Consider the following 22392-nt stretch of genomic DNA (forward strand, 5'->3'; position numbering starts at 1 on the left):
ATTCGAAATATCTTTTGGAAAGTGGACTAACAAGTGAGGTGGATTTCATGATTCCTATTTTGGGACGCATTAACGAATTAAGTCGAAAGCAACGCAGCAGCGTTGGTTTGACAAAAGCAGAAAAAAGCGAGCAGCAGGAGCTTAGAAAACAATATTTGCAGGCTATTCGAGGTCAGGTGCTGACTACCATGCTGGCAGTATCCGTTGTAGACCCACTGGGTCATGATGTGACCCCTGAGAAATTAACTAATGAAAAATTGCAGCGCCGTGAACAAACCGGCCAATAGCATTCCCTTTTTGAAGACAGACCAAGGTTACATCTTGGTCTGTCTTTTTTTATTTTCTGCAAATCATCCGTTCAGCAGGAACTGCATCAATAATCCAGTTAGGATTTCGTGCGAATTAACAAGCATGTCAGATATTTTTAGTTTTGATGACAATAAAGCTGCCGCGAACTTCAAAACATCCCCGATAACTCATATAATAACGCTAATATATTTCAGAAACACAAAGAAAAAGTACATTATTCTCAATATAACTGACAACAAACTTACATCAAATAATCAAAGAAAGAATAGTTCATATATGTATCTCGAAAGGGTTGATGAATCATGAGCCTGGAAGCTTTGAATGAACGTGTGAAAAATGATCTAGCTTATTTGTCATTTGGTGGCGCGAACTGGGTACGTCCAAGAGAACATGCGGATGGTCATGTCTATGATGTCGTCATTGTGGGCGGGGGACAAAGTGGATTAGGGGCAGCATTTGGGCTTCTTCGTGAACGGATCTCCAATATTGTTGTCATTGACGAGAATGCATCGGGGCTTGAAGGACCTTGGGAGACTTATGCACGTATGGTTACTTTGCGTACACCCAAGCATCTGACTTCTATCGATCTGGGTATCCCCTCGTTAACCTTTCGCTCATGGTGGGAAGCACAGGTTGGGCCCGAAGGTTGGGAAGAGGTAGATAAGATCCCGCGTGGGGACTGGATGAATTATTTACGCTGGTATCGGGAAGTATTGAATCTACCTGTGCTTAATGAGGTGAAATTGACACTGGTTGAGCCAATAGAGGACGGTATACATCGACTTCATGTGAATAAGGCAGGAGCTCAGACGAATGTGATACTTGCTCGCAAAGTAGTGTTTGCTACGGGAATACAAGGTGGTGGAGAGTGGCATGTACCTTCCATGATTGCGGATAGATTACCTCGGGATCGGTATGCCCATACGTCTGAAGCGATTGATTTTGATCAATTAAAAGGTAAACGGGTTGCAGTGCTTGGCGGCGGCGCTTCGGCTTTTGATAATGCCAGTTATGCGCTTGCCACTGGTGTGGCGGAAGCTCATGTATTTGTACGGCGGGAACAGCTGCCTAGTGTTAATCCTATTCGCCAGATGGAACAATCCGGTATGATCGAGCGATACCACGCTCTTCCGGTTGCTGATAAATATGAAGTGATCTCTCATTTCTTCAAATTCAATCAACCGCCAACCAACGATACGTTTAATCGTGCGGCAGCCTGGCCTGGATTCGAACTGCATTTGAACTCACCTTGGCTCAGTGTAGAAGCGACGGACCAAGGCGCGATTGTGCACACGGCAAAGGGAGCATTTACGTTTGATTTTCTAATTATTAGCACAGGTCTGCTTAGTGATCCGGCACTCCGTCCTGAACTGAAGCTTGTAGAGCCATACATCGCGCGCTGGGAGGACTGTTATCAGGCACCGCCAGAGCATCGCAATGCATTGCTGGATGCACATCCGTATCTGAGTTCGGGGTTTGCAATGACCAGCAGAAGTGAACAGGGTGAGAAACCGTTGCACGGACTGTTTGTATTTAACTACTCTGCACTTGCCAGCTGCGGTCTGTCGGCATCGGCCATATCTGGGACCAAGAGTGCGGTGCCCAAACTGGTCACTGCCATAGCGGATCAATTGTTCCTCGATGATCGGGAGGTTATTTTGCACCAATTCTATGCGTATGAAGAACAGGAATTCACGGCTTTGTGGGTGAAAAGTGGTGCCCTCGCTGAGTAACCGCACTCTATAATATTGTGAACGTGTGGCATCTGTTGCTGCACGTTTTTTTGTTTTTCATATGATGAAGGTTACACTTGCCTTTAATTTGTTGTAAAATGTCGGTTGGAACATGTTAAAGGCAGGGATAATAGATGAATGAAATGAACTATGAACAATTTAGAGCCCATTTGAAGAAAGCGTCGCGTAAACGAAATGTACCTTTGATTAAGATCGTTGCATTTCAAGAGAAATACATGAAGATTGAAGAAGTTCAATTTTACGATGTGGAACAAAATCATATGAGTGTTCAGGCTTGCAATACGTTGTGGATGCATCTGGAGAATAAATCTTTCCGTAATATGGTGTCCCAACATTTGCAGTTTTATAGAGACATGGAGAACCTGGGTCGGCATTCCTTTGAGAATCTGATCAAAGAACTATATGATACGTCTGTTCCTGTGCTGCTCGATTACAATCCCGCTCATTATTACACCTCTGGGCAGCTCGCTGAGATTCTGGTCATGGATGAGGAGAGGCTGATTGAACAATTGGAGATGGGCCGCTTCAAGGGGGCGTTTATTAATGAGGATGGCAAATGGCTTAAACCCAAACCGGATGTAATGCTTGTAGAGTCATAAACGTCATGAGATTCCCATGAAAAGCAAAATCCTGCAACGCCGCGCATCAAGCGCTGGAGGCTGCAGGATTTTTAATGGAGATTCGAAAGGTTGCGCGTTCAGGAGTCAGAGAAAGGGACGATTGGACAAGGAAATAAGTCGAAAGATGCGGGTTTTTGAATGTTTTTAAATTATTTTGAATGAAAGTGGTTGTTTTTTGAGGAGTTTATGATACTATAGAAGCAGTTGGAGGAATGAAGATGCTGACTGAAGAACGATATGCTGCAATTATAGAGCGCTTACATTTACAGGGAATTGTGAAATTGCAAGAGCTTGTTGATGTGTTAGGTGCTTCTGAATCAACGATTAGACGTGACTTGATCGATCTGGAGAGTCGTCAGATGCTCAAACGCATCCATGGCGGTGCCGCCCTGGTGAATGAAAAAACGCTGGAACCGGGTATGGAAGAAAAAACGTTCAAAAACATTCAACAGAAAACAACGATTGCCCGTTTGGCTGCACAGGAGATCGAAAATGGCGAATGCATTTATCTGGATGCAGGAACGACAACGTTAGCCATGATTCCTTTTATTGAAGCTAAAGACGTAACGGTGGTTACCAACGGACTTTCACATGTTGAGGCATTGGTAAGCAAACGTATTCGCAGTTACTTGCTCGGAGGTATGATGAAAATTCATACGAAAGCAGTCATCGGCAGTATCGCATTACAGAACATGGATAATTTCCGTTTTGATAAATGTTTTCTTGGAAGCAACGGAGTTGATCCCGAAATGGGGTATACAACACCGGATCCGGAGGAAGCCTTGATTAAAAGGCGTGCACATCAATTGTCGGGAAAATCTTATGTGCTGGCTGATTCCAGCAAAATAGGGGAAATTACTTTTGCCAAATTGTTTGATTTGGAGGAGGCCGATTTGATTACCGAGCAGATGCCAGAACATTGGCGGCCTGGAATCGCCCAGAAAACTAAAATAATTGAGGGATAACGATGATATATACGATAACACTTAACCCGTCCATTGATTACATCGTGGAAGTGGATGAGCTGAAGCTTGGCGGATTGAATCGAATGAATCGGGATTTGAAGCTCCCTGGAGGCAAGGGTATTAATGTCTCTCGCATACTGAATCAACTTGGAGCAGATAACACGGCCATTGGTTTCCTTGGTGGATTCACAGGACGTTTCATTAATGACAAGTTGCAAGAAGATAACATCCGGACAGACTTTGTCACAATTGCAGACGATACTCGCATTAACATCAAGCTGAAGCATGGAGAAGAGACAGAGATTAATGGTCTTGGACCTGCAATAAGTGCAGAAGAGGCAGAACAGCTGCTTCACAAATTGTCTTCATTGCACAAAGGAGATATTGTCATTCTCTCCGGAAGCGTACCTCCTTCACTTGGAACGGATTTTTATGATCGTCTCATTAAAGTCTGCAAGCATACGGGTGCCGAATTTGTAATTGATACAACGGGCCCTGCGTTAATGGAAGCTCTTGAACATGCACCATTGCTGGTGAAGCCAAATCATCATGAACTGGCTGAACTGTTCGGTGTAACGATTGATACTCGCGAGGAACTGGTGTTATACGGGCGTAAGTTGCTGGAAGCCGGTGCTAAACATGTGTTGATCTCCATGGCAGGAGAGGGTGCACTATTCATTACCAAAGCGGAAGTTCATCATGCAAATGTGCCAAAAGGCACTGTGAAAAACTCGGTTGGTGCCGGTGACTCCATGATTGGCGGATTCGTAGGTACCTATGTACAGAGCGCAGATTTGCTGGAAGCTTTCCGCACAGGGGTTGCATCTGGAAGCGCGACTGCGTTCTCGGATGACCTGGCAACACGTGAACTGATTGACGAATTGCGTAATCAAGTAACCATTACGACGATCTAGTCTAACGGTCATATAAAAGGTTTTCATTGTAATTGTATTGTAGTGAGGCCTGCCTATGCAGGCCGACTGAACTTAAGGGAGTGTACCAAGATGAGAATAACAGACTTGATGATCCAGGAAACGATGATCATGGACCTGCAAGCCACAACCAAAGATGAGGCTATTGATGAACTAATTGCAAGTCTGAACCGAAGCGGACGAATTAATGATCCGGTCCTGTTCAAGGAAATGATTTATAAAAGAGAAGCTGAATCCAGCACGGGGATTGGTGGCGGAATTGCGATGCCACATGCCAAAACAACAGCGGTGAACGAACCAACGGTTGTATTTGCCAAGAGTAGAAAAGGGCTTGATTTTGAAGCGTTGGATGATCAGCCAGCTCATGTGTTCTTCATGATTGCGGCTCCAGAAGGCGCAGGTAATACCCATCTGCGTACGCTTGCAGCTCTTTCCAGGTTGTTGATTGATAGCGATTTCATCTCACAATTGATGAGTACAGATACACCTGCGGAAGTTAGTGCATTGTTTGATGCCAAACAGGCGGAAGCAGCTGAGAAGGAAGCAGCGAAAGAAAAAGCAAAAGCTGAAAAAGAAGCAAATGCCGCATCCACTTCTACTAGTGGTCAGCAACAAAACACTTCTGGTGTGATTGTAGGTAATGCCAATTCGGAGGATTTTGTTGTTGCGGTTACAGCCTGTCCAACAGGGATAGCGCATACGTTTATGGCTGAAGATGCACTTAAAAAGAAAGCTCAGGAAATGGGCATCAATATTCGCGTAGAGACGAACGGTTCCGAAGGAGCACAGAATGTCCTTACGGCTGATGAGATCGCTCGTGCTAAAGGGGTTATCGTTGCCGCAGACAAAAATGTAGAGATGGCACGTTTCGATGGCAAACCGGTATTGCAAAGACCGGTGAGTGATGGAATCCGTAAACCCGAAGAGCTGATTCGCAAAGCTGTTAACGGCGATGCACCGATCTATCGCAGCCAAGGCGGAAATGCCAAGGAAGAGGGAGCAAGCGCTGGTAAGATCAGTGTAGGTAGCAAAATCTATAAAGATCTGATGAATGGTATCTCGCATATGCTGCCATTTGTTGTAGGTGGCGGTATCCTGCTAGCAATCTCCTTCTTGTTTGAGCAGATTGCTAGTCCTGAAAATCCGATTGTGCAGCTGCTTCAAACGATTGGTGGCGGAACAGGTGCATTCCACTTCCTGATTCCCGTACTTGCCGGATTTATCGCGATGAGTATTGGTGATCGCCCAGCCCTGATGCCTGGTATGGTCGGTGGATTGATGGCGGTTAACTCAAACGCCGGTTTCCTTGGTGGTTTGGCTGCCGGTTTCCTGGCGGGTTATGTAGTTATTGGTCTTCGTAAGTTGTTCAAAGGATTGCCAAAAGCAATTGATGGTTTGAAACCAATCTTGCTGTATCCGGTATTTGGTTTGCTGATCGTGGGTGCCATCAGTTTCTATGTCTTTGATCCAATCTTTGGTTCCCTGAACACATGGCTTGTAGATGCGCTTGGTAATCTGGGAACAGGTAATGCGGTATTGCTGGGCTTGCTGCTTGGCGGTATGATGTCCATCGATATGGGTGGACCGTTCAACAAAGCGGCTTACACGTTCGCTATCGGCGTATTCACATCCAGTGGTAACACAGACGGTGCATGGATGGCAGCGGTTATGGCAGGTGGTATGGTGCCTCCTCTGGCGATTGCACTTGCAACAACGTTCTTCAAATCCAAATTTACAGAGCAAGAACGCAAATCAGGCCTGACTAACTATGTACTTGGATTCTCGTTCATTACAGAAGGTGCAATTCCATTTGCTGCGGCTGATCCATTGCGTGTATTAACTTCTTGTATTCTGGGTTCCGCTGTTGCTGGCGGATTGACACAACTGTGGCACATTAATGTACCAGCTCCGCATGGCGGGATCTTTGTTGCAGCACTGGCGAACCACGCAGTATTGTTCCTGCTCGCTGTTGCGATTGGTTCTGTGATCTCCGGTCTGATTCTGGGACTGTGGAAGAAGTCACCAACGCTCGTGAAGTAACAAATATAAGTAACATCTCCTGGGTGAAATTCACTCGGGGGATGTTTTTTTATTTGAGTTTTTTCGTCGCGTAGTGGAAAGTTGCCTCCGGATTTGTGTAAAATGCTTATTTAGCTTTTACATTCATATGTGGTAAAATAAATATAATTATATTTTGAAACTATGTTTCGTCTGATGAAACTTGTGCAGGAGGAATTGGAATGTCTGATGTAATCAAAAGTCAGGTGCAGAAGCAGTTTGCGGAAAATGCAGGAAAATACGTGACGAGTGCGGGGCATGCCAAAGGTGAGGATCTCGCGTTGCTCGTGGCTTCATCTCAAGCCACTCCGGATATGAACGTGCTGGATATCGCCACTGGGGGAGGGCATGTTGCAAATGCTTTGGCTCCACTTGTTCAGCGGGTGACAGCTCTCGATCTAACAGAAGAAATGCTTCAGGTGGCTGAACAATTTATTAAGGGGAATGGACACGATAATGTAGATTTTGTTGCGGGAGATGCAGAGAAGCTGCCATTCGATGATGATGTCTTTGACCTGGTGACCTGCCGAATCGCTGCTCACCATTTTCCGGACGTTTCTTCGTTTGTTCATGAGGCATTACGAGTAATGAAGCCCGGTGGAAGGTTGTTATTTATTGACAACGTGGCACCTGAACGTGATGAGAATGACCAGTTTTACAATGAAGTGGAGAAGTGCCGGGATGCAAGCCATGTTCGAGCATGGCGCAAGACGGAATGGATTCATATGCTGGAGTATGCGGGCTTCCGAATGGAAATGATGGTTTCCTTCCAGAAGCGTTTTAAATTTGAAGAATGGTGTAATCGTGCAGCACTGCCGGAACGGGAGAGAGGGGAACTTGAAGCAAGCATGTTGAGTGCACCGTCCATCATCCGGAAATTTTTTAATTTTGAAGTAACAACGAACGGAAAGCTCGACAGCTTCCAAGGAGAAAGTGTGTATATCCAAGCGATTAAACCGACCCACGTCTGATTAGGTGTCGATAAAATAAAACAAGCAGAGTACCTTGAACAGGTAGATCTGCTTGTTTTATTTTGCATATTTATATTCAAAGCGACAGTTCAGGGTTTTAGTATAACTTTGGTACATTCGTCTTCATGATCGTTGAAAATGCGATACGCATCGCTTGCATTCTCCAGTGAAATCCGATGGGAGATGATCTCCGTTGGATCAAATTCACCAGCAGTGATTTTGCGGAATAATTCAGGCATGTAATGTATAACAGGAGCTTGTCCCATTTTAAGATTGATATTGCGTTCAAACAGATTACCTAACGGGAACATGTTGTAGGAAGAGCCATATACACCCGTAAGTTGAAGAGTACCGAATTTGCGAATGGCCTTCATGCCGATTTCGATCGCGCTCAGTGAACCGCCATGAAGTTTCAGCTTCTGTCCGATTTCTTCCAGCATGTTCTTTTTACCATCCATACCTACACAGTCGATAACAACGTCGGTCCCGCCTTGTGTAATCTCACGAATGTGCTCACCCATATCATCGTAATCTTCGAAATTAAAGATCTCTGCATCATTCAAACGTTTGGCTTTTTCCAGTCGATAGGGCAGGCGATCCACAGCAATAACGCGTTTGGCACCTTTCATCCAGGCGAACTTCTGCGTCATCAGCCCAATGGGTCCACTACCGAGTACAGTGACCGTATCTCCCGGTTTAACTCCGGCATTCTCCACGCTCCAATATGCGGTTGGAAGAACATCGGACAGGAACAATAAGGCTTCATCTTCCAGTTCACAGGATTCCGGAATCACAAACGGAGTAAAGTTCCCGTAGGGAACACGCAATAATTCTGCCTGACCTCCGGGGTGATTTCCGTAGCGTTCGGTGAACCCAAAATAACCACCTGTATGAATATCCGGATTACCATTGGAATTATCGCACTGGCTCTCCATGTCATGATTGCAATAGAAGCATTCACCACAAGCGATGTTAAAAGGCAGGACCACGCGGTCCCCCTTCTTCACACGTGTCACTTCCGGACCTACTTCTTCTACAATGCCCATCGGTTCATGACCGATAACGTAATCTTTGGCAGCTGGCAGAGCTCCCTGATAAATATGCAAATCTGATCCACATATAGCCGTGGAAGTAATACGAACGATAATGTCATCCTTCTGTTGCAGTTTGGGGTCTTCAACCTCTTTGACTTGAATATCCTTGATTCCCTGAAACGTAACAGCTCTCATCTTCATATTCCTCCTTATATAGTGGGATTCTCTGACAATTACCCCATTTCAGCACAAATGATATAGGTACATACTAAATTAAACGACAGGCCATTTCACTTTACGCAAGGCATCGAGCAACTCAGGCGGTGCATTTAGATTGTCACGGACCAAATCCCGAGGGGTTAATGCCATCCACTGATTCAGCGAGACATCCTCAAAGCGATCACTTCGGAATATCTCCAAAAACCATAAAGTGTCTGTACCGGTATTCTGTATATAGTGTCCCATTGCGACAGGAACATATCCGACATCTCCAGCCCGATAATCAAATGTGCGAGCAATGCCATTGCCTCCAAAGACGGTCATTCTTCCTTGTCCTGTCAGATAGTATTGCCATTCATCTGCATTAGGATGCCAGTGCAGTTCACGCATGGCGCCAGGTCGGATCTCAACGAGGGCGGCTGCAACGGTAGTTGAGATGGGGAAGTTGGTGGAGTCGACAATCCGTACACTTCCGCCAGGTGTAATGAGCGGTTCTTGGGCCAGCAATCGGTGTTTGAATGTGAGAGGAACGGTACCATATGGCGACTGAACTTCCTGGCTCTCGATAGAACCCGGGACGGTATCTTGGAAAATGTAGACCTGTTCCTTCGGCATTGACTGAAAAGCGGATTCGGGTACGCCGAAATTTACAGACAATACCTCTGGTGGCGTATGAGCAAACCAATCGGATATGGATAACGTATTCAGATCGGAGAAGGACCCGTCATCAAACACAAGCAGAAATTCACAACCATCCTCCAGTCCCTGTATGGAATGGGGCAGACCTTTTGGGAAAAACCAGAGATCGCCAGGCCCGACATCCGCAATAAAATTACGTCCATTCTGATCTACCGAAGTGATTCTTGCCGTTCCCCAGATCATATAGGCCCACTCGGATTGTTGATGCCAGTGCAATTCCCGTACACCTCCGGGTGTCAGGCTCATGTTTACACCAGCCAGTGTAGTGGCAATAGGGAGATCCCGTACGGTGATTTCACGTGACCAACCGCCATGGTTCAATTGCATATGTGTATCGGAAAAAGACATTCTCAGATTGGGCAATAACCCATTATCGGTTGCTGGAGGTACCAGCATATCGGGGTTTTGTCTATCTCTCATGACGTCTCTGGGTCCCAGGTCAGGTCCTCCAGCGCCATCACTACGAATGGGTTGCGGGATAAGCATTGGTTTCTCGTTTGGTTGTTGTCCTTTGGTCATTGAGTGATCCCTCCAGATTCAATAACATGTCACACGCGACATTGTATCGTTATGTTTACACCTATGAATCAGGGCCTGGATAATATGAGGGACAAACGACAAAAAAAGACGTGACCGCATGCGGTCACGTCTTTATACGTATGTGAGAAAGTCGAACAATCCATGAATCCGGTTATCGAATCAAATGAAGGCAGAATTCCAGATCGGATTGCAGGTGTTCTTTCATCAGCCGTTCGGCAGTCTGGCCGTCATGTGCCTTGATCGCTTCGCAAATCTGATGATGCTCTTCAATGAGGAAGGGGCGCTGATAATATACAACCGTCTGCCGGAATAGATAAATGACGGATTGCATTTTATCGAACAGATCAATCATCAATGCATTATTACTCGCGCGCATGATGATTTCGTGAAACTCTTTATTGGCTTCCATAATCTCTTCTTTGCTTCCGGTATGTCCCACGTGCACGCAATGCTCAAGAGCCGTCACTTCCTGTGCAGATAAGAAGGCAGCAGCGCATTGTGCCGCATGTCCCTCCAGTAACTTTCGTAATTCAAACGTATTTCTCAGATCGGTCTCGGTTAGCTTGACGACCCGTTTGTTCACGACTAATCCTTCCTGTTCCAGGCGGCGGATGGATTCTCGGATCGGAGTCCGGCTGACATTAAGATCGGTCGCCAGCTTCTCTTCCACAAGTTTGGTTCCCGGAGAAAGGGTACCTTGCAAAATCATGTCCCGCAGCACTTCATAGGCCTGCTGATAGGCTGGGCGGGACTTGTCCGTACTTGGTTGCATTGTATTTCACCTCTACCTTTACTTTAGCGAAAATGAAGGCAATAAACAACAAGATAAAAAACCGAATTTTAAATTCCGGATACATAAATAATAAAATTGTATACAAAAATTAAAATGTTGTGTACAATAACGAATGTGAACAGCAATGAGAGCGATTACAAGAGTGAAAAGCGAAGAATTTAGGCTGGAGGGATTGTAAGATGAAGAAACGAATTGGATTTATTGGACTTGGTATTATGGGACGTCCTATGTCATTGAACCTGATCCGGGCGGGATATGATGTAAGCGTATACGATATTAATCAGACGGCTGTGAAGTCATTGGCTGATGCGGGAGCGCGAGGCGCAGCATCTCCAAAAGAGGTAGCTGAGCATAGTGATGTCATCTTCACGATGCTGCCCAATTCAGAGCATGTTCGCAGCGTAATCACAAGTGAACAAGGTGTGCTGGCAGGAGCCAATAAGGGAAGTATCATTATCGATATGAGCTCCATCTCACCGGTTGTTTCCAAAGAGCTGGCTCAGCTTGTATCCCAATCGGGATTATATATGTTGGATGCACCTGTAAGTGGAGGAGAACCCAAAGCAATAGACGGTACACTCGCCATCATGGTGGGTGGTAATGAAATGATTTTTGAATCTGTGAAAGAAGTTCTGCAAGTGGTAGGACAGGATGTAACACGAGTGGGCGATAATGGCTCCGGTGCAACCGCCAAGCTGGCGAATCAGATTATCGTGAACCTGAATATTGCCGCCATGTCCGAAGCGCTTGTATTTGCAGCGAAGGCTGGTATCGATGTGGAGAAGATGTATCAGGCGATCCGCAGCGGGCTTGCTGGAAGTGCGGTACTGGATGCAAAAGTACCACTCATTCTGGATCGTAACTTTGTCGCTGGAGGACGGATTGATATTAACCTCAAAGACATGACCAATGTGATGGAAACGGCACATGATATCGGGGTTCCTTTACCACTCAGCAGTCAGTTGCTGGAGATCTTCCATGCACTGAAGATTGATGGTAAAGCCGCGGATGACCATGGCGGAATCGTTCAATATTTTGAGAAACTCGCAGGTGTAGAAGTGAGTCGCACCCAATAAAAAATTTAAAAAAGAAAAATAATTTTAATAGATATAGATATGAGGTGGAGAGACATGACCTATCAAACGTTATCGGATATCCCCGCAGCTCTTCGGACGGACAACTCTTCTGAAGGATTGCGAGGACAGATTAAACAATTGCAGGATGCGAGGGCACGCAAAATTATCGTGCTGGATGATGACCCAACTGGTGTACAGACGGTTCATGATATTGATGTGTTGACGCAGTGGGACAAGCCACTGTTGCAGGAGGCATTTCGATCCTCTGAATCGTTATTCTATATTTTGACCAATACACGAGGGCTGGATGCAGATTCAGCGGAACGTATTAATCGGGAGATTGCCCGCAATGTGCAAGAGGTTGCAGCAGAGGAAGGAACGAGCTTCACCTTTGTCAGTCGTAGTGACTCCATGCTGCGTGGGTATTATCCGCTGGAGACGGATGTACTGGCCGAAGAAGTGGCGCGTGTCAGCGGACGTGCATATGACGGACAACTGATTATTCCAGCATTCTTTGAGGCAGGACGGGTTACGATAGGCAACACGCATTATATGGTCGAAGGTGAACAGTTGATTCCAGTTCATGAGACGGAATTTGCCAAGGATAAAGTATTCGGGTATGAGCATGGAGATCTGCCATCATGGGTCGAGGAGAAGACTTCAGGCCGTATTCAGGCTAGTCGCTGCCTTACCATTTCACTGGAGGAGATTCGTCAAGGTGTCGATATGGTCAAAGCAATTTTGCTGAAAGCCGAGGGCAATGTACCGATCATTGTGAATGCGCTCTCTTATGCAGACATGGATGTACTTTCTCTGGCTTTGCTGCAAGCGGAGGATGAGGGTAAAGCTTTTATTTTCCGGACGGCGGCTTCCTTTGTCAAATCGTATGCAGGCATCTCGGATCAGGCATTTCTGCCAAAAGAACAGCTGATCGCAAGCGGACAGGAACAGCATGGAGGTATTGTTGTTGTTGGTTCCTATGTACAGAAGACGACACGTCAACTGGAACAACTGCTTACGTTTCCAGGCATCATAAGTCTGGAGATCGATGTGGAGCGTGTATTAACGCCGGATGGATATACCGAGGAGATTGGACGAGTTATTGGGGAAGCGAACAGGCAGCTTGCGGAGGGGAACAATGTTGTTGTATACAGCAGCCGTAAGCTCATCACAGTTGAAGGACATGAGGGGAATTTCAAGATCAGTCAGACGGTATCGTCAGCTTTGGTTGAGATTGTGCAATCCCTTGAAGTCGTGCCTAAGTTCATCATTGCCAAAGGTGGCATTACATCCAGTGATGTGGCAACAAAAGGTCTGGCCATACGCAAAGCAAGGGTACTCGGTCAGGTGGCTGCGGGTATTCCGGTATGGTTGACAGGGGAAGAAGCCAAATTCAGTGGTATCCCATATATCGTGTTTCCGGGAAATGTTGGCGGGGAAAAAGCCCTTCTGGAAACGGTTGAGAAGATCGAAGCTTAAGCTTATTACGAAGGCACGTAGTGTTCAGGTCGTTTGGGCCAGAGTAAAACCGTGCTGACACAACATAACAACTTGGGGGAGGCTATTCGGATGTATTCCGTATTCGGTCTTAGTCATGATGCAAGTCTGCTGCTCTACGCACTGATATCTATTCTTGGTTTGATTTTGTTGATTGCCAAATTTAAAATGAATCCGTTTGTTGCCCTGATTGTGGGCGCTGTCTTTATGGGATTGATCTCGGGTATGCCGTTCACAGATATCGTGAAGTCTTATCAGGAAGGTGTTGCAAGCGTTCTCGGATTTATCGCGATTGTTCTGGGACTTGGAACGATGCTCGGTAAACTTATGGCCGAGTCTGGTGGTGCCGAACGAATAGCCCAGACGCTCGTACGTGTCTTCGGGGAGAAGAATGTACACTGGGCGATGATGGTTGTTGCGCTGATCTGTGGTATTCCGGTATTTATCCAGGTTGGGATCGTGTTACTCTTCCCGCTGGTGTTTGTTATTGCAAAGCATACAGGGACATCACTCATCAAAATCGGACTCTCACTTGTCGCGGGTCTTGCTGTGGTGCACAGTCTGATTCCACCTCACCCGGCGGCAATGCTTGCTGTAGGAATCTTCAATGCGGATATCGGTAAAACGATCTTCCTGGCCCTGATAGTATCTCTTCCAGCCGCAGCCATTGCAGGTCCGCTCTATGGAACTTGGATTTCCAAGCGAATCAAAGTTGAGACCTCAAGTGAGCTGATGGAACAGTTCACCGAGACCAAAGATCGGGAATTGCCTGGTTTCGGTATCACGCTCTTTACGATTTTGCTTCCGGTAATCCTGATGTTGCTGGCAACGATTGTAGATCTGATGCTGCCAGAGACGAACGGGTTCCGTCAGGTCGTTGATTTCATCGGTAGTCCAATTATTGCACTGCTGCTGGCTTTGCTCTTTGCCTTCTATTCCTTTGGATATGCACGTGGTTTCAGCAAGCAGCAGATATTGAAATATACAAACGATTGCTTGGGTCCAGTTGCTTCTATCATCTTGCTGATTGGTGCAGGGGGCGGATTCAACCGCATCCTGACAGCCAGTGGTGTAGGTGATGCGATCGCAGGATTTGCCCAAAGTGCGCATTTGTCGCCACTCGTGTTAGCCTTTGTCATTGCCGGATTGATTCGTGCGGCGGTAGGTTCAGCTACGGTGGCGATGACAACAGCGGCAGGTATTGTGGCTCCAATCGCCATGACGATGCCCGGAGTAAGCCCTGAGTTGCTGGTGCTTGCAACGGGAGCGGGTTCGATTATTTTGTCCCATGTCAATGATTCGGGCTTCTGGATTGTCAAAGAGTATCTGAACCTGTCTGTGCCTCAGACGCTCAAGACATGGACGGTTATGGAGACCATTCTTGGATTTGCCGCCTTTGGCATGGTGTTATTGTTGAGTGTATTTATCTAACGGGAAAAAACGTTATGTGGACTTTACGATAATGAAGAAATACCCATAATACTAATAAAGCTCATAAAGCTTATAATACCCATAAAACTCATAATGCCATAAACCTAAAAACACGCCGCTTTGGCGTGTTTTTGTTATATTTAGTACTCACGATCTATCATGGTTATGATGGGTTGGATACAGGTTTTCCAGACTACGTTGTACGAAAACGCTGCTCATAAATCTCGTGTACTCGATGGAGAACGGCAGGGCCCTGCTCTGTAAAACAAAGCGCTGCCGCTTTATTTTTCATCAGAAATGTACCGGATTCATGTCTGGTGGGTGATAAAGCCGCACTGTAGAGCAATGAAGCGCCGTGGCTTGGATGAGGGAAGAACCATTTCATAATGGGTTTGATATAAAAGGGCAGGCCGGATGTTTTGTTGCCCCGTAGCGTATTATTTCCACCAGGATCTACGCTAAGTAGTTGTATGCCATCCACATTGGCAGATTTGGCAACCTCGCGTGTCCATAGAGATAAGCCAAGCTTGGAAATGGCATAGGGACCAAACAGCTTTTTGAATTTAGCTGGACGTTCCAGGATGTTCAGATCAAATTGTTTGACCATGTTGAACGCGCTGGTGGAAGTATTGACGACTGTTTTCATCTGTCCTTTGAGCAATAGCTCAACTAATTCCATGTAGATGATGTAAGGGACTACCGTCTGAAGTTCGAAGTGAAGTTCATACCCCTGATCAGAGAAACGAAGTTCGGAAGCACTGCCTCCGGCATTGTTAAACAAAACATCGATCGAATCGGTATCGGATTTGATCTGATTCAGTGCAGTTCTCAGACTGTCGTAGTTGGTCAGATTAGCCTGAACCCAACGAAGCTCTCCTGAACGTAAGGCGTTCTGAATATCGGGTTCCTCGGATGGGAAAGCCGAACGGTTGAGGCCGATTACCTGCCATCCTTCAGCCAGTAACTTGCGTGTCAGTTCAAGACCTATTCCTGACGTTGAACCTGTGATGAGAGCGGTGCGAACCTGATTTTGTATATTCATATATACCTCCAGATAGAATGGGATTACAGAACGAATCTGTATGCTGCGCTCATTCTATAACTTGGAGTCGACTCCAAGTCAAGAGGTGTTGGGATTGAATGGATCATGCTTGACTTGGAGTCAGCTCCAAGTTGTAATATGGAAAGAAATGAATGTGGAGGAGGCCCATATGATGAGCGAGAAAGAAGTATTCTCCATTAAAGAAACATCAGAACAGGCCGGATTATCGGAAGATACCATTCGTTATTATGAGAAGATTGGACTGCTTCCCCAAGCGGAACGCAAAGCCAATCGCCATCGGGTATATCGCTCGGAGGATATCCATACGATGAAGTTGATCACTTGCCTGAAAAAAACAGGAATGTCTCTGGAGGAAATGAAGCCTTATTTACAAATGTCCATGGATTCCGATCTCGCAGATTTCCCGGATGAACGGGAGATGCTGGTGAATCACCGGAAGAAAGTTGAAGCACAGATTGCTTCGCTACAGCAAGTCGTTGATTTTATCGATGAGAAGTTGGAGAAACGAAGTATGTATCCTGATGAATGTCCTATTACCAGGGAGAACGAGTTGTCTGTTTTTGAAAAACAGAACATATTCTCTTGATGGCGCTGCTGCCTATTTAAAACTGAAAACCCACGTCATGATGACGCGGGTCTTTTTGTTGTTTCTAGTTTTAAATATCGAGTGTATGACGAAGTCGTTTGATATCGCTTTTGGGAGGGAGACCATACATGCGGGCATACTCCCGGCTGAATTGAGACGGACTTTCATAGCCAACCTGGAACGCAGCGTCGGCGGCATCGGTTGAACCTGCAAGCAACATTCGCCGGGCTTCATGCAATCGAATTTGTTTCTGGAATTGCAAAGGGCTCATGGCGGTAATGGCTTTGAAATGATGATGTAATGAGGAAGAACTCATGTTGATCATGGCAGCAAGTTGCTCAATCCGAAGTGGCTTGGCGTAATCGGATTGGATGACTTCGATCACCTCGGCGATGTGCTGTGCATGACTGTCTTGAATAGCAAACTGTTTTATGGAATGTCCATGTTCATCCTGAATAATACGATATAGAATCTCGCGGATAAACATAGGGGCAAGGACGGGAATGTCTTCAGGTGTATCCAGCAGCCGAACCAATCGGATCACAGCTTCAAGAAGGGAAGGTTTGGTTGAGCTAACAAACAGTCCTCTTCGTGTTGAATGGTCAGGTTTGGGTTGTGCAGAAGGCGTATCCTGAATCAGATCGAAAATCTGCCCTGAATCAAAATCTAGTCGAACACATAGATAGGGATGTTTGGTTGTAGCCTTTACAACCTGCCCTGAAATAGGCAAGTTTACGGAAGCTACCAAGTACTGTGACAAGTCGTAGGTGTAGCTCTCGCGGCCGAGTATAACTAATTTGGAACCTTGGGCGACAATGCAGAGGGCAGGCTGATGAACGGAATATATGGGGTGTGAGATTTCGGAGGCACGGATTAAGGCAAGGGATGGAATTGCTGTTGTATGTATCCCATCATTTGGGGTGAAATGCTCAATGAGTTGAGCCAATTGTTGCTGCTGCTCCGTGATGCCCGTATCCGTTTCATTTGTTTTGATAAGCATGAATGGTAGCCCCCTTGTAAACCACTATTACTATTATTTTAAAATGCTCTGGAGGAATAGGCAAGAATACAGTGGGATTTTTCTATCGTACAACGACTGATCCTCTACATAATGGAGATAAGCAACGGAATCTTTTGAAGCAGAGAGGAGTGAGAAACAATGGAGCGTAATTCAATGGGTGACCAACAAGAACCAAAACACCCGTATGTGGGGATGTGGGTCACGAAGGATGGATATATCAGACACGAACTTCTTCCTTGCGGTAGATATGATGAAGCTAGAGGGGATCGGCAAAGTGCATATCAGGGTTGTTATGTTGTTCATGGGAAACATATAGAATACGTGGATGATACGGGATTTACAGCGGATGGAGACTTCAGGGACGGCGTTTTGTATCATGCAGGCATGGTTTTGTATAGAGAAAACGTACAATAACAACCGAATAAGGAGCGATATAATATGTCCAATGTAAAAGGGAAAGTTGTTGTCATTACCGGTGCAAGTAGTGGAATTGGTGAGTCAACAGCTCGATTGCTTGCACAGCATGGAGCACATGTAGTTATTGGAGCTAGACGTATGGAACGTTTGGAGGCATTGGCCTCCTCGATTCGTATGGAAGGCGGATCGGTGGAGTATCATTCGCTGGATGTTACCAGCTTGGAAGAGATGCATACGATCGTTGACCTAGCTCAAACTCGCTATGGACGTGTCGATGTTATTTTAAATAACGCTGGAGTCATGCCGCTATCTCCCCTTGAATCGTTAAAAGTAGATGAGTGGAATCGCATGATAGATGTTAACATTCGTGGTGTTCTGCATGGCATTGCGGCTGGACTACCCGTCATGAAAAAGCAGGGTTTCGGCCAGTTTATTAACATAGCCTCTATTGGAGCCTATGCCGTGTCACCAACGGCAGCGGTATATTGTGCAACCAAATACGCGGTCCGCGCCATCTCGGAGGGGTTGCGACAGGAAGTAGGCGGAGATATCCGTGTAACCCTTGTATCACCGGGCGTGACGGAATCAGAACTCGCGGATACGATCTCTGATGAAGAAGCACGTGATCTCATGAAAGAGTATCGACGCATATCCATTCCCGCCTCGGCGATTGCGCAAAGTATCTTGTTTGCCATTAGCCAGCCGACAGAGGTGGACGTAAATGAGATTGTAGTGAGACCGACAGCAAGCATGGCTTAAGTTCGGATCCTCTTTTGGTATATAATAGGTTCAATTGATACGAAAAGAGGAATAGTGCAGTGACATTACAACAACTAAAATATGTGATCGAAGTTGCCACGCGCGGTTCCATGAATGAAGCAGCCAAAAGGTTGTTTATCTCGCAACCCAGCCTTTCGAATGCCATTCGGGATCTGGAGCAGGAGTTGCGAATTACCATTTTTGAACGTACCAATAAGGGAATATCGCTGTCTAAAGAAGGCGTTGAGTTTCTGAGTTATGCACGTCAGGTGGTGGAGCAAGCTGAACTGCTGGAGAATCGTTATCTGAACGCGAAGCCATCCCCGCAGCACTTCTCCGTATCGACGCAGCATTATGCGTTTGCGGTGAATGCCTTTGTTCGTCTGGTACAGCAGTATGGTCAGGATGAATACGAGTTGGCGCTTCGGGAGACAAAGACCTACGAGATTATTCAGGACGTGAAAAGCCTGCGCAGTGAAATTGGCATCCTGTATCTGAATGAGTTCAATGCCAAGGTAATTAACAAATTGTTAAAAGATGCAGGTTTGGTTTTCACGAGTTTGTTCATAGCCAAGCCCCATATCTTTATCAGTGTGAAGAACCCGCTGGCGAAGCAGGAGTCGGTTGCAATCGAGCAACTGCAGGATTATCCGTACTTGTCATTTGACCAGGGAGAGTACAATTCCTTTCATTTTTCCGAAGAGATCCTGAGTACGTTATCTCACCCCAAAAGCATACAGGTCAATGACCGTGCAACATTGTTTAACCTGTTGATTGGTCTGAATGGTTATACGATCTCTACGGGCGTACTTAGCGCTGATCTGAACGGAAACGAGATTATTCCTGTACCGCTGGAATGTGAGGAAACCATTAATGTGGGCTGGATAAGCCACAAGAGTACATCTCTCTCCAATCTGGGCGTAGCATATGTCCAGGCTCTGCATGAGGCCATAGGGTCTTAGTGGTGTTGTATGGTTCATCAAAAGGCCGTTTCCGAATGATCGGAACGGTTTTTTTGTTGTACTGCGATCTTTCAAGTATAGGGTGGTATGTTGTCATCCCGTGTAATAGAATGAAGGTATATGTCGAATAGGTGTGAAAGCACGAAGGGAGAACGGTTAGTGAGAGTTCTGTATCGAAATAAAAGTGAACAGCATGAGCTGACGGTATATGATACCAAAAAGCTTTATGGAGAGAAGGGGCGATTTCGTGTATTAGAGTTCTCCAACGCAGCTGTGCAGGGCGCAATGGATCTGGATGAGCCTGCCCGGATGGTGTTGGAGTATCCAAGAGCGATGGTACATCTAATGGAACAGAATGATCCTGCATTTGATAAGGTATTTGTGGTAGGACATGGTATTGGCACATTGCCCACCTATTTGTCTGATCGTCAGGTTAAGGTGGCTGAACTGGATGCAGAGGTCGCGGAGTTGAGCCAAACCTTTTTTGGATATAAGGGAAGTCCTGTACTCATTGGGGATGGTCGTGAATTATTAGGGCAGGAACCTGCAGGGACGTATGATTATATTATTATTGATGCCTTTACGGCAACGGGTACACCCGAGCAGTTTATATCCAGTGATTTTTTTGCCATGGTCAAGGACAAGCTGGACTCGGATGGATCTGTGCTCCTTAATGTGTTCGGGAGTGCTGGCAACGACCGGCTTGTAAGTGCCATTTACACAACACTTCAGACACAGTTTGCTTATACACGTGCATTCGCATTGCCAACAGAAACAGCGGATGAAGTTCAAAATCGCATTTTAATGGGCAGTCATCACCCAATCGAATTTCAGGTTCGTCAGATGGCAGAGTTTGTAGAACAAGAGCCAGAAGAAGGATATATCATTGTCGATTAGGGCGATCCTGAACAGTGATTCTTCCAGGAAAGTAAAATGTCATTAAATCGTCAATCTTACGATGTAATTGTTAAGATTTCTCAAACTCTTTATTTGATCTTAACAACTTTCGTATAAGATAGAAGGAATATGCCTTTTCATGAAAATCCGGGGGAAGTAAACGATGATTGCACAGATCAAGAGATCTAGATTACGAAGAAAAATAAAAAACATCAAGAAGATCAGCCTCACGGCTTTACTCGGCGGGTTGGTCACTATTTCAGTTATAATGACATTGACCCTCATGGTCATCTCATCTTATACATCTCAGAAACAGTCACTCATTGATAACACCCTTTCGCTAAACTATGCAAGCGCTGTGCAAATGAGCCAAACGCTGGATTCGCTTTTTTATTCCATGCAGGAGAGCTTGAAATATGCAGCCAAATATTTCCCCGATATGGATCACTCCAATACAAAAGAGTTGAATTCCACATTGGATTTGGTTCGCAATAGCAGTAATTTTTTTAATTCCGTTTCTTTGGTAGATAAAGCGGGAGTAATCAGGTCTACCTCACCTTACTCACAGGCTAGTGTAGGTCACCATGTTAGTTCCAATGCAGCAAAAGAAGCGGTTAAATTGAGGACTTCGTATATCTCCGAAGCGTACCAGACACCCAGAACCAAACGCAGAATTGTATTTGTCAGTGAACCGATCTTTGATTCGGCAGGGGAGTACCAAGGAACAATCGGTGGAAATATCTTTTTGCAGGAAAATAATATATTGAGTCTGTCTTTTGGCAGTCAGCTCAAGACAAGTAATGGTTCCTACTTTTTTATTGTGGATAAGAAGGGTACTTTGTTATTTCATCCAAACACCAACCGAATTGGTGAAAATGTCAGTAAAAATGAAGTGGTGCAAAAGCTGCTAATAAACGAGAACGGTAAAGAACAATACAAAAACCTGGCAGGTGTGGATTCACTTGCAGGTTATTACAAAGTTCCATCAACAGATTGGGGCATCGTAATCGTGTCTCCAACCCAAACGGTGTACGATCAGTTGAATCATCATATCCGTATGTTGTTGCTGTACACCTCAGTGCCTTTCCTGATCCTGACCCTTATTGTAGTTCGGGTTGCACGCAAGCTGGCCAGTCCTTTTGCTATGTTGGCTGATTTGGTGAATCAGGTCGATAAGGGTCAAGTGGATCTGCCGGTGATGAAGCCTCACTGGAATAGAGAGGCAGACCTTCTTACAAGAGCGGTTGTTGGCGCATTGGCGAACTTTAGGAAACAGACAAACCAGCTTGTCTATGATGCCAGAACAGATGTTTTAACAGGCATGAACAATCGCAGAACCTTCGAAGAAGTCATCCAGGAATGGATTCAGGATGAAGTGCCATTCTCCATTATTGTTCTGGATATTGACCGCTTCAAATCCATTAATGATACATTCGGGCATCATGCTGGGGATGAAGTACTGAAACACATTGCCAATATCATTCAATTGTCTGTTCGACCAGAAGATGTCTGTGCCCGGTTTGGTGGAGAGGAATTTGTAGTCTTGTTAAGAAATTCCGAGTCTAACGTAGCTTTTGAGATTGCTGAACGTATCCGAATAACGGTCGAAGAAAGTATATTGCCCATAGAACGTTCCGTCACCATCTCGGCTGGAATTGCTGAATATCCGAAGCACTCCACATCATCCACAGAACTGTTTCACTTGGCGGATAATGCATTGTATCAAGCGAAAGAAGAGGGGCGTAACCGTACGGTTACGATCCAGACGGTTATTAAATAAGCAGCAAAG

At 45.7% G+C, this 22392-nt stretch carries 21 protein-coding genes; 16 read left to right on the forward strand and 5 right to left on the reverse strand.

All coding sequences use genetic code 11. The features are described from left to right. Window positions 1–47 precede the first annotated feature (47 nt). The 7 genes from V6669_RS10010 to V6669_RS10040 all read left to right on the forward strand — a co-directional run bounded on the left by V6669_RS10010 (window position 48) and on the right by V6669_RS10040 (window position 7609). The gene (locus V6669_RS10010; RefSeq protein WP_338593434.1) at window positions 48–287 is read left to right on the forward strand and encodes a DUF896 domain-containing protein; all 240 of its coding nucleotides are present in this window, start codon (window positions 48–50) and stop codon (window positions 285–287) included. A gap of 324 nt (window positions 288–611) precedes the next feature. Continuing rightward, window positions 612–2042: an NAD(P)-binding domain-containing protein gene (locus V6669_RS10015; protein ID WP_338593436.1), complete on the forward strand. Its 1431-nt coding sequence runs from the start codon at window positions 612–614 to the stop codon at window positions 2040–2042. A gap of 134 nt (window positions 2043–2176) precedes the next feature. Next, complete coding sequence (locus V6669_RS10020) at window positions 2177–2662, forward strand: hypothetical protein (RefSeq protein ID WP_338593438.1); 486 nt, start codon at window positions 2177–2179, stop codon at window positions 2660–2662. Window positions 2663–2901: 239 nt separating this feature from the next. Then, entirely contained in the window at window positions 2902–3648 is a 747-nt protein-coding gene (locus V6669_RS10025; RefSeq protein ID WP_017689448.1) for a DeoR/GlpR family DNA-binding transcription regulator, read from the forward strand. Window positions 3649–3650: 2 nt separating this feature from the next. Then, a complete protein-coding gene (gene pfkB / locus V6669_RS10030) occupies window positions 3651–4562 on the forward strand; it encodes a 1-phosphofructokinase (protein ID WP_338593442.1) in 912 nt (303 codons plus the stop codon). Window positions 4563–4652: 90 nt separating this feature from the next. After that, a complete protein-coding gene (locus V6669_RS10035) occupies window positions 4653–6620 on the forward strand; it encodes a PTS fructose transporter subunit IIABC (protein WP_074094412.1) in 1968 nt (655 codons plus the stop codon). Window positions 6621–6820: 200 nt separating this feature from the next. Further along, window positions 6821–7609, forward strand: a complete 789-nt coding sequence (locus V6669_RS10040) for a class I SAM-dependent methyltransferase (protein ID WP_338593447.1) — start codon at window positions 6821–6823, stop codon at window positions 7607–7609. 89 nt (window positions 7610–7698) lie between these two features. On the opposite strand, the gene V6669_RS10045 is transcribed toward V6669_RS10040, so the two are convergent. The 3 genes from V6669_RS10045 to V6669_RS10055 all read right to left on the reverse strand — a co-directional run bounded on the left by V6669_RS10045 (window position 7699) and on the right by V6669_RS10055 (window position 10873). Further along, a complete protein-coding gene (locus V6669_RS10045) occupies window positions 7699–8838 on the reverse strand; it encodes a zinc-dependent alcohol dehydrogenase (protein WP_074094414.1) in 1140 nt (379 codons plus the stop codon). A 78-nt stretch (window positions 8839–8916) separates the two neighbouring features. Then, complete coding sequence (locus tag V6669_RS10050) at window positions 8917–10080, reverse strand: oxalate decarboxylase family bicupin (protein ID WP_091032333.1); 1164 nt, start codon at window positions 10078–10080, stop codon at window positions 8917–8919. Window positions 10081–10252: 172 nt separating this feature from the next. Continuing rightward, on the reverse strand, window positions 10253–10873 hold the full coding sequence (locus tag V6669_RS10055) for a GntR family transcriptional regulator (RefSeq protein ID WP_338593451.1): 621 nt from the start codon (window positions 10871–10873) through the stop codon (window positions 10253–10255). A gap of 200 nt (window positions 10874–11073) precedes the next feature. Here V6669_RS10055 and garR point away from each other — a divergent pair, with 200 nt between their 5' ends. The 3 genes from garR (at window position 11074) to V6669_RS10070 (ending at window position 14898) form a co-directional block, all read left to right on the forward strand. Further along, the gene (gene garR / locus V6669_RS10060) at window positions 11074–11970 is read left to right on the forward strand and encodes a 2-hydroxy-3-oxopropionate reductase (RefSeq protein ID WP_338593454.1); all 897 of its coding nucleotides are present in this window, start codon (window positions 11074–11076) and stop codon (window positions 11968–11970) included. Between the two features lie 54 nt (window positions 11971–12024). Then, a complete protein-coding gene (locus V6669_RS10065) occupies window positions 12025–13449 on the forward strand; it encodes a four-carbon acid sugar kinase family protein (RefSeq protein WP_338593456.1) in 1425 nt (474 codons plus the stop codon). 90 nt (window positions 13450–13539) lie between these two features. Further along, complete coding sequence (locus V6669_RS10070) at window positions 13540–14898, forward strand: GntP family permease (RefSeq protein ID WP_338593459.1); 1359 nt, start codon at window positions 13540–13542, stop codon at window positions 14896–14898. 193 nt (window positions 14899–15091) lie between these two features. On the opposite strand, the gene V6669_RS10075 is transcribed toward V6669_RS10070, so the two are convergent. After that, window positions 15092–15940 carry an SDR family NAD(P)-dependent oxidoreductase gene (locus V6669_RS10075; protein ID WP_338593462.1) on the reverse strand — a complete coding sequence of 283 codons (849 nt, stop codon included), beginning with the start codon at window positions 15938–15940 and terminating at the stop codon, window positions 15092–15094. Between the two features lie 169 nt (window positions 15941–16109). Here V6669_RS10075 and V6669_RS10080 point away from each other — a divergent pair, with 169 nt between their 5' ends. After that, complete coding sequence (locus tag V6669_RS10080) at window positions 16110–16547, forward strand: MerR family transcriptional regulator (protein WP_338593465.1); 438 nt, start codon at window positions 16110–16112, stop codon at window positions 16545–16547. A gap of 70 nt (window positions 16548–16617) precedes the next feature. Here V6669_RS10080 and V6669_RS10085 read toward each other — a convergent pair whose 3' ends face one another. After that, window positions 16618–17547, reverse strand: coding sequence for an AraC family transcriptional regulator (locus V6669_RS10085; protein ID WP_338593468.1), 930 nt, complete (start codon window positions 17545–17547; stop codon window positions 16618–16620). Between the two features lie 159 nt (window positions 17548–17706). On the opposite strand from V6669_RS10085, the gene V6669_RS10090 reads away from it, so the two are divergent. The 5 genes from V6669_RS10090 to V6669_RS10110 all read left to right on the forward strand — a co-directional run bounded on the left by V6669_RS10090 (window position 17707) and on the right by V6669_RS10110 (window position 22383). After that, a complete protein-coding gene (locus V6669_RS10090; protein ID WP_338593471.1) occupies window positions 17707–17982 on the forward strand; it encodes an Atu4866 domain-containing protein in 276 nt (91 codons plus the stop codon). A 24-nt stretch (window positions 17983–18006) separates the two neighbouring features. Continuing rightward, entirely contained in the window at window positions 18007–18744 is a 738-nt protein-coding gene (locus V6669_RS10095; RefSeq protein ID WP_338593473.1) for an SDR family oxidoreductase, read from the forward strand. 59 nt (window positions 18745–18803) lie between these two features. After that, a complete protein-coding gene (locus tag V6669_RS10100) occupies window positions 18804–19706 on the forward strand; it encodes a LysR family transcriptional regulator (protein WP_074094418.1) in 903 nt (300 codons plus the stop codon). Window positions 19707–19865: 159 nt separating this feature from the next. Then, window positions 19866–20603 (forward strand): fused MFS/spermidine synthase, encoded by a 738-nt coding sequence (locus V6669_RS10105; protein WP_338593477.1) that lies wholly within the window; start codon window positions 19866–19868, stop codon window positions 20601–20603. Window positions 20604–20766: 163 nt separating this feature from the next. Next, window positions 20767–22383, forward strand: a complete 1617-nt coding sequence (locus V6669_RS10110) for a sensor domain-containing diguanylate cyclase (RefSeq protein ID WP_338593480.1) — start codon at window positions 20767–20769, stop codon at window positions 22381–22383. The last annotated feature ends 9 nt before the right edge of the window (window positions 22384–22392 follow it).

It is taken from the genome of Paenibacillus sp. Y5S-9 (assembly GCF_036894235.1).
Taxonomy (GTDB): Bacteria; Bacillota; Bacilli; order Paenibacillales; family Paenibacillaceae; genus Paenibacillus.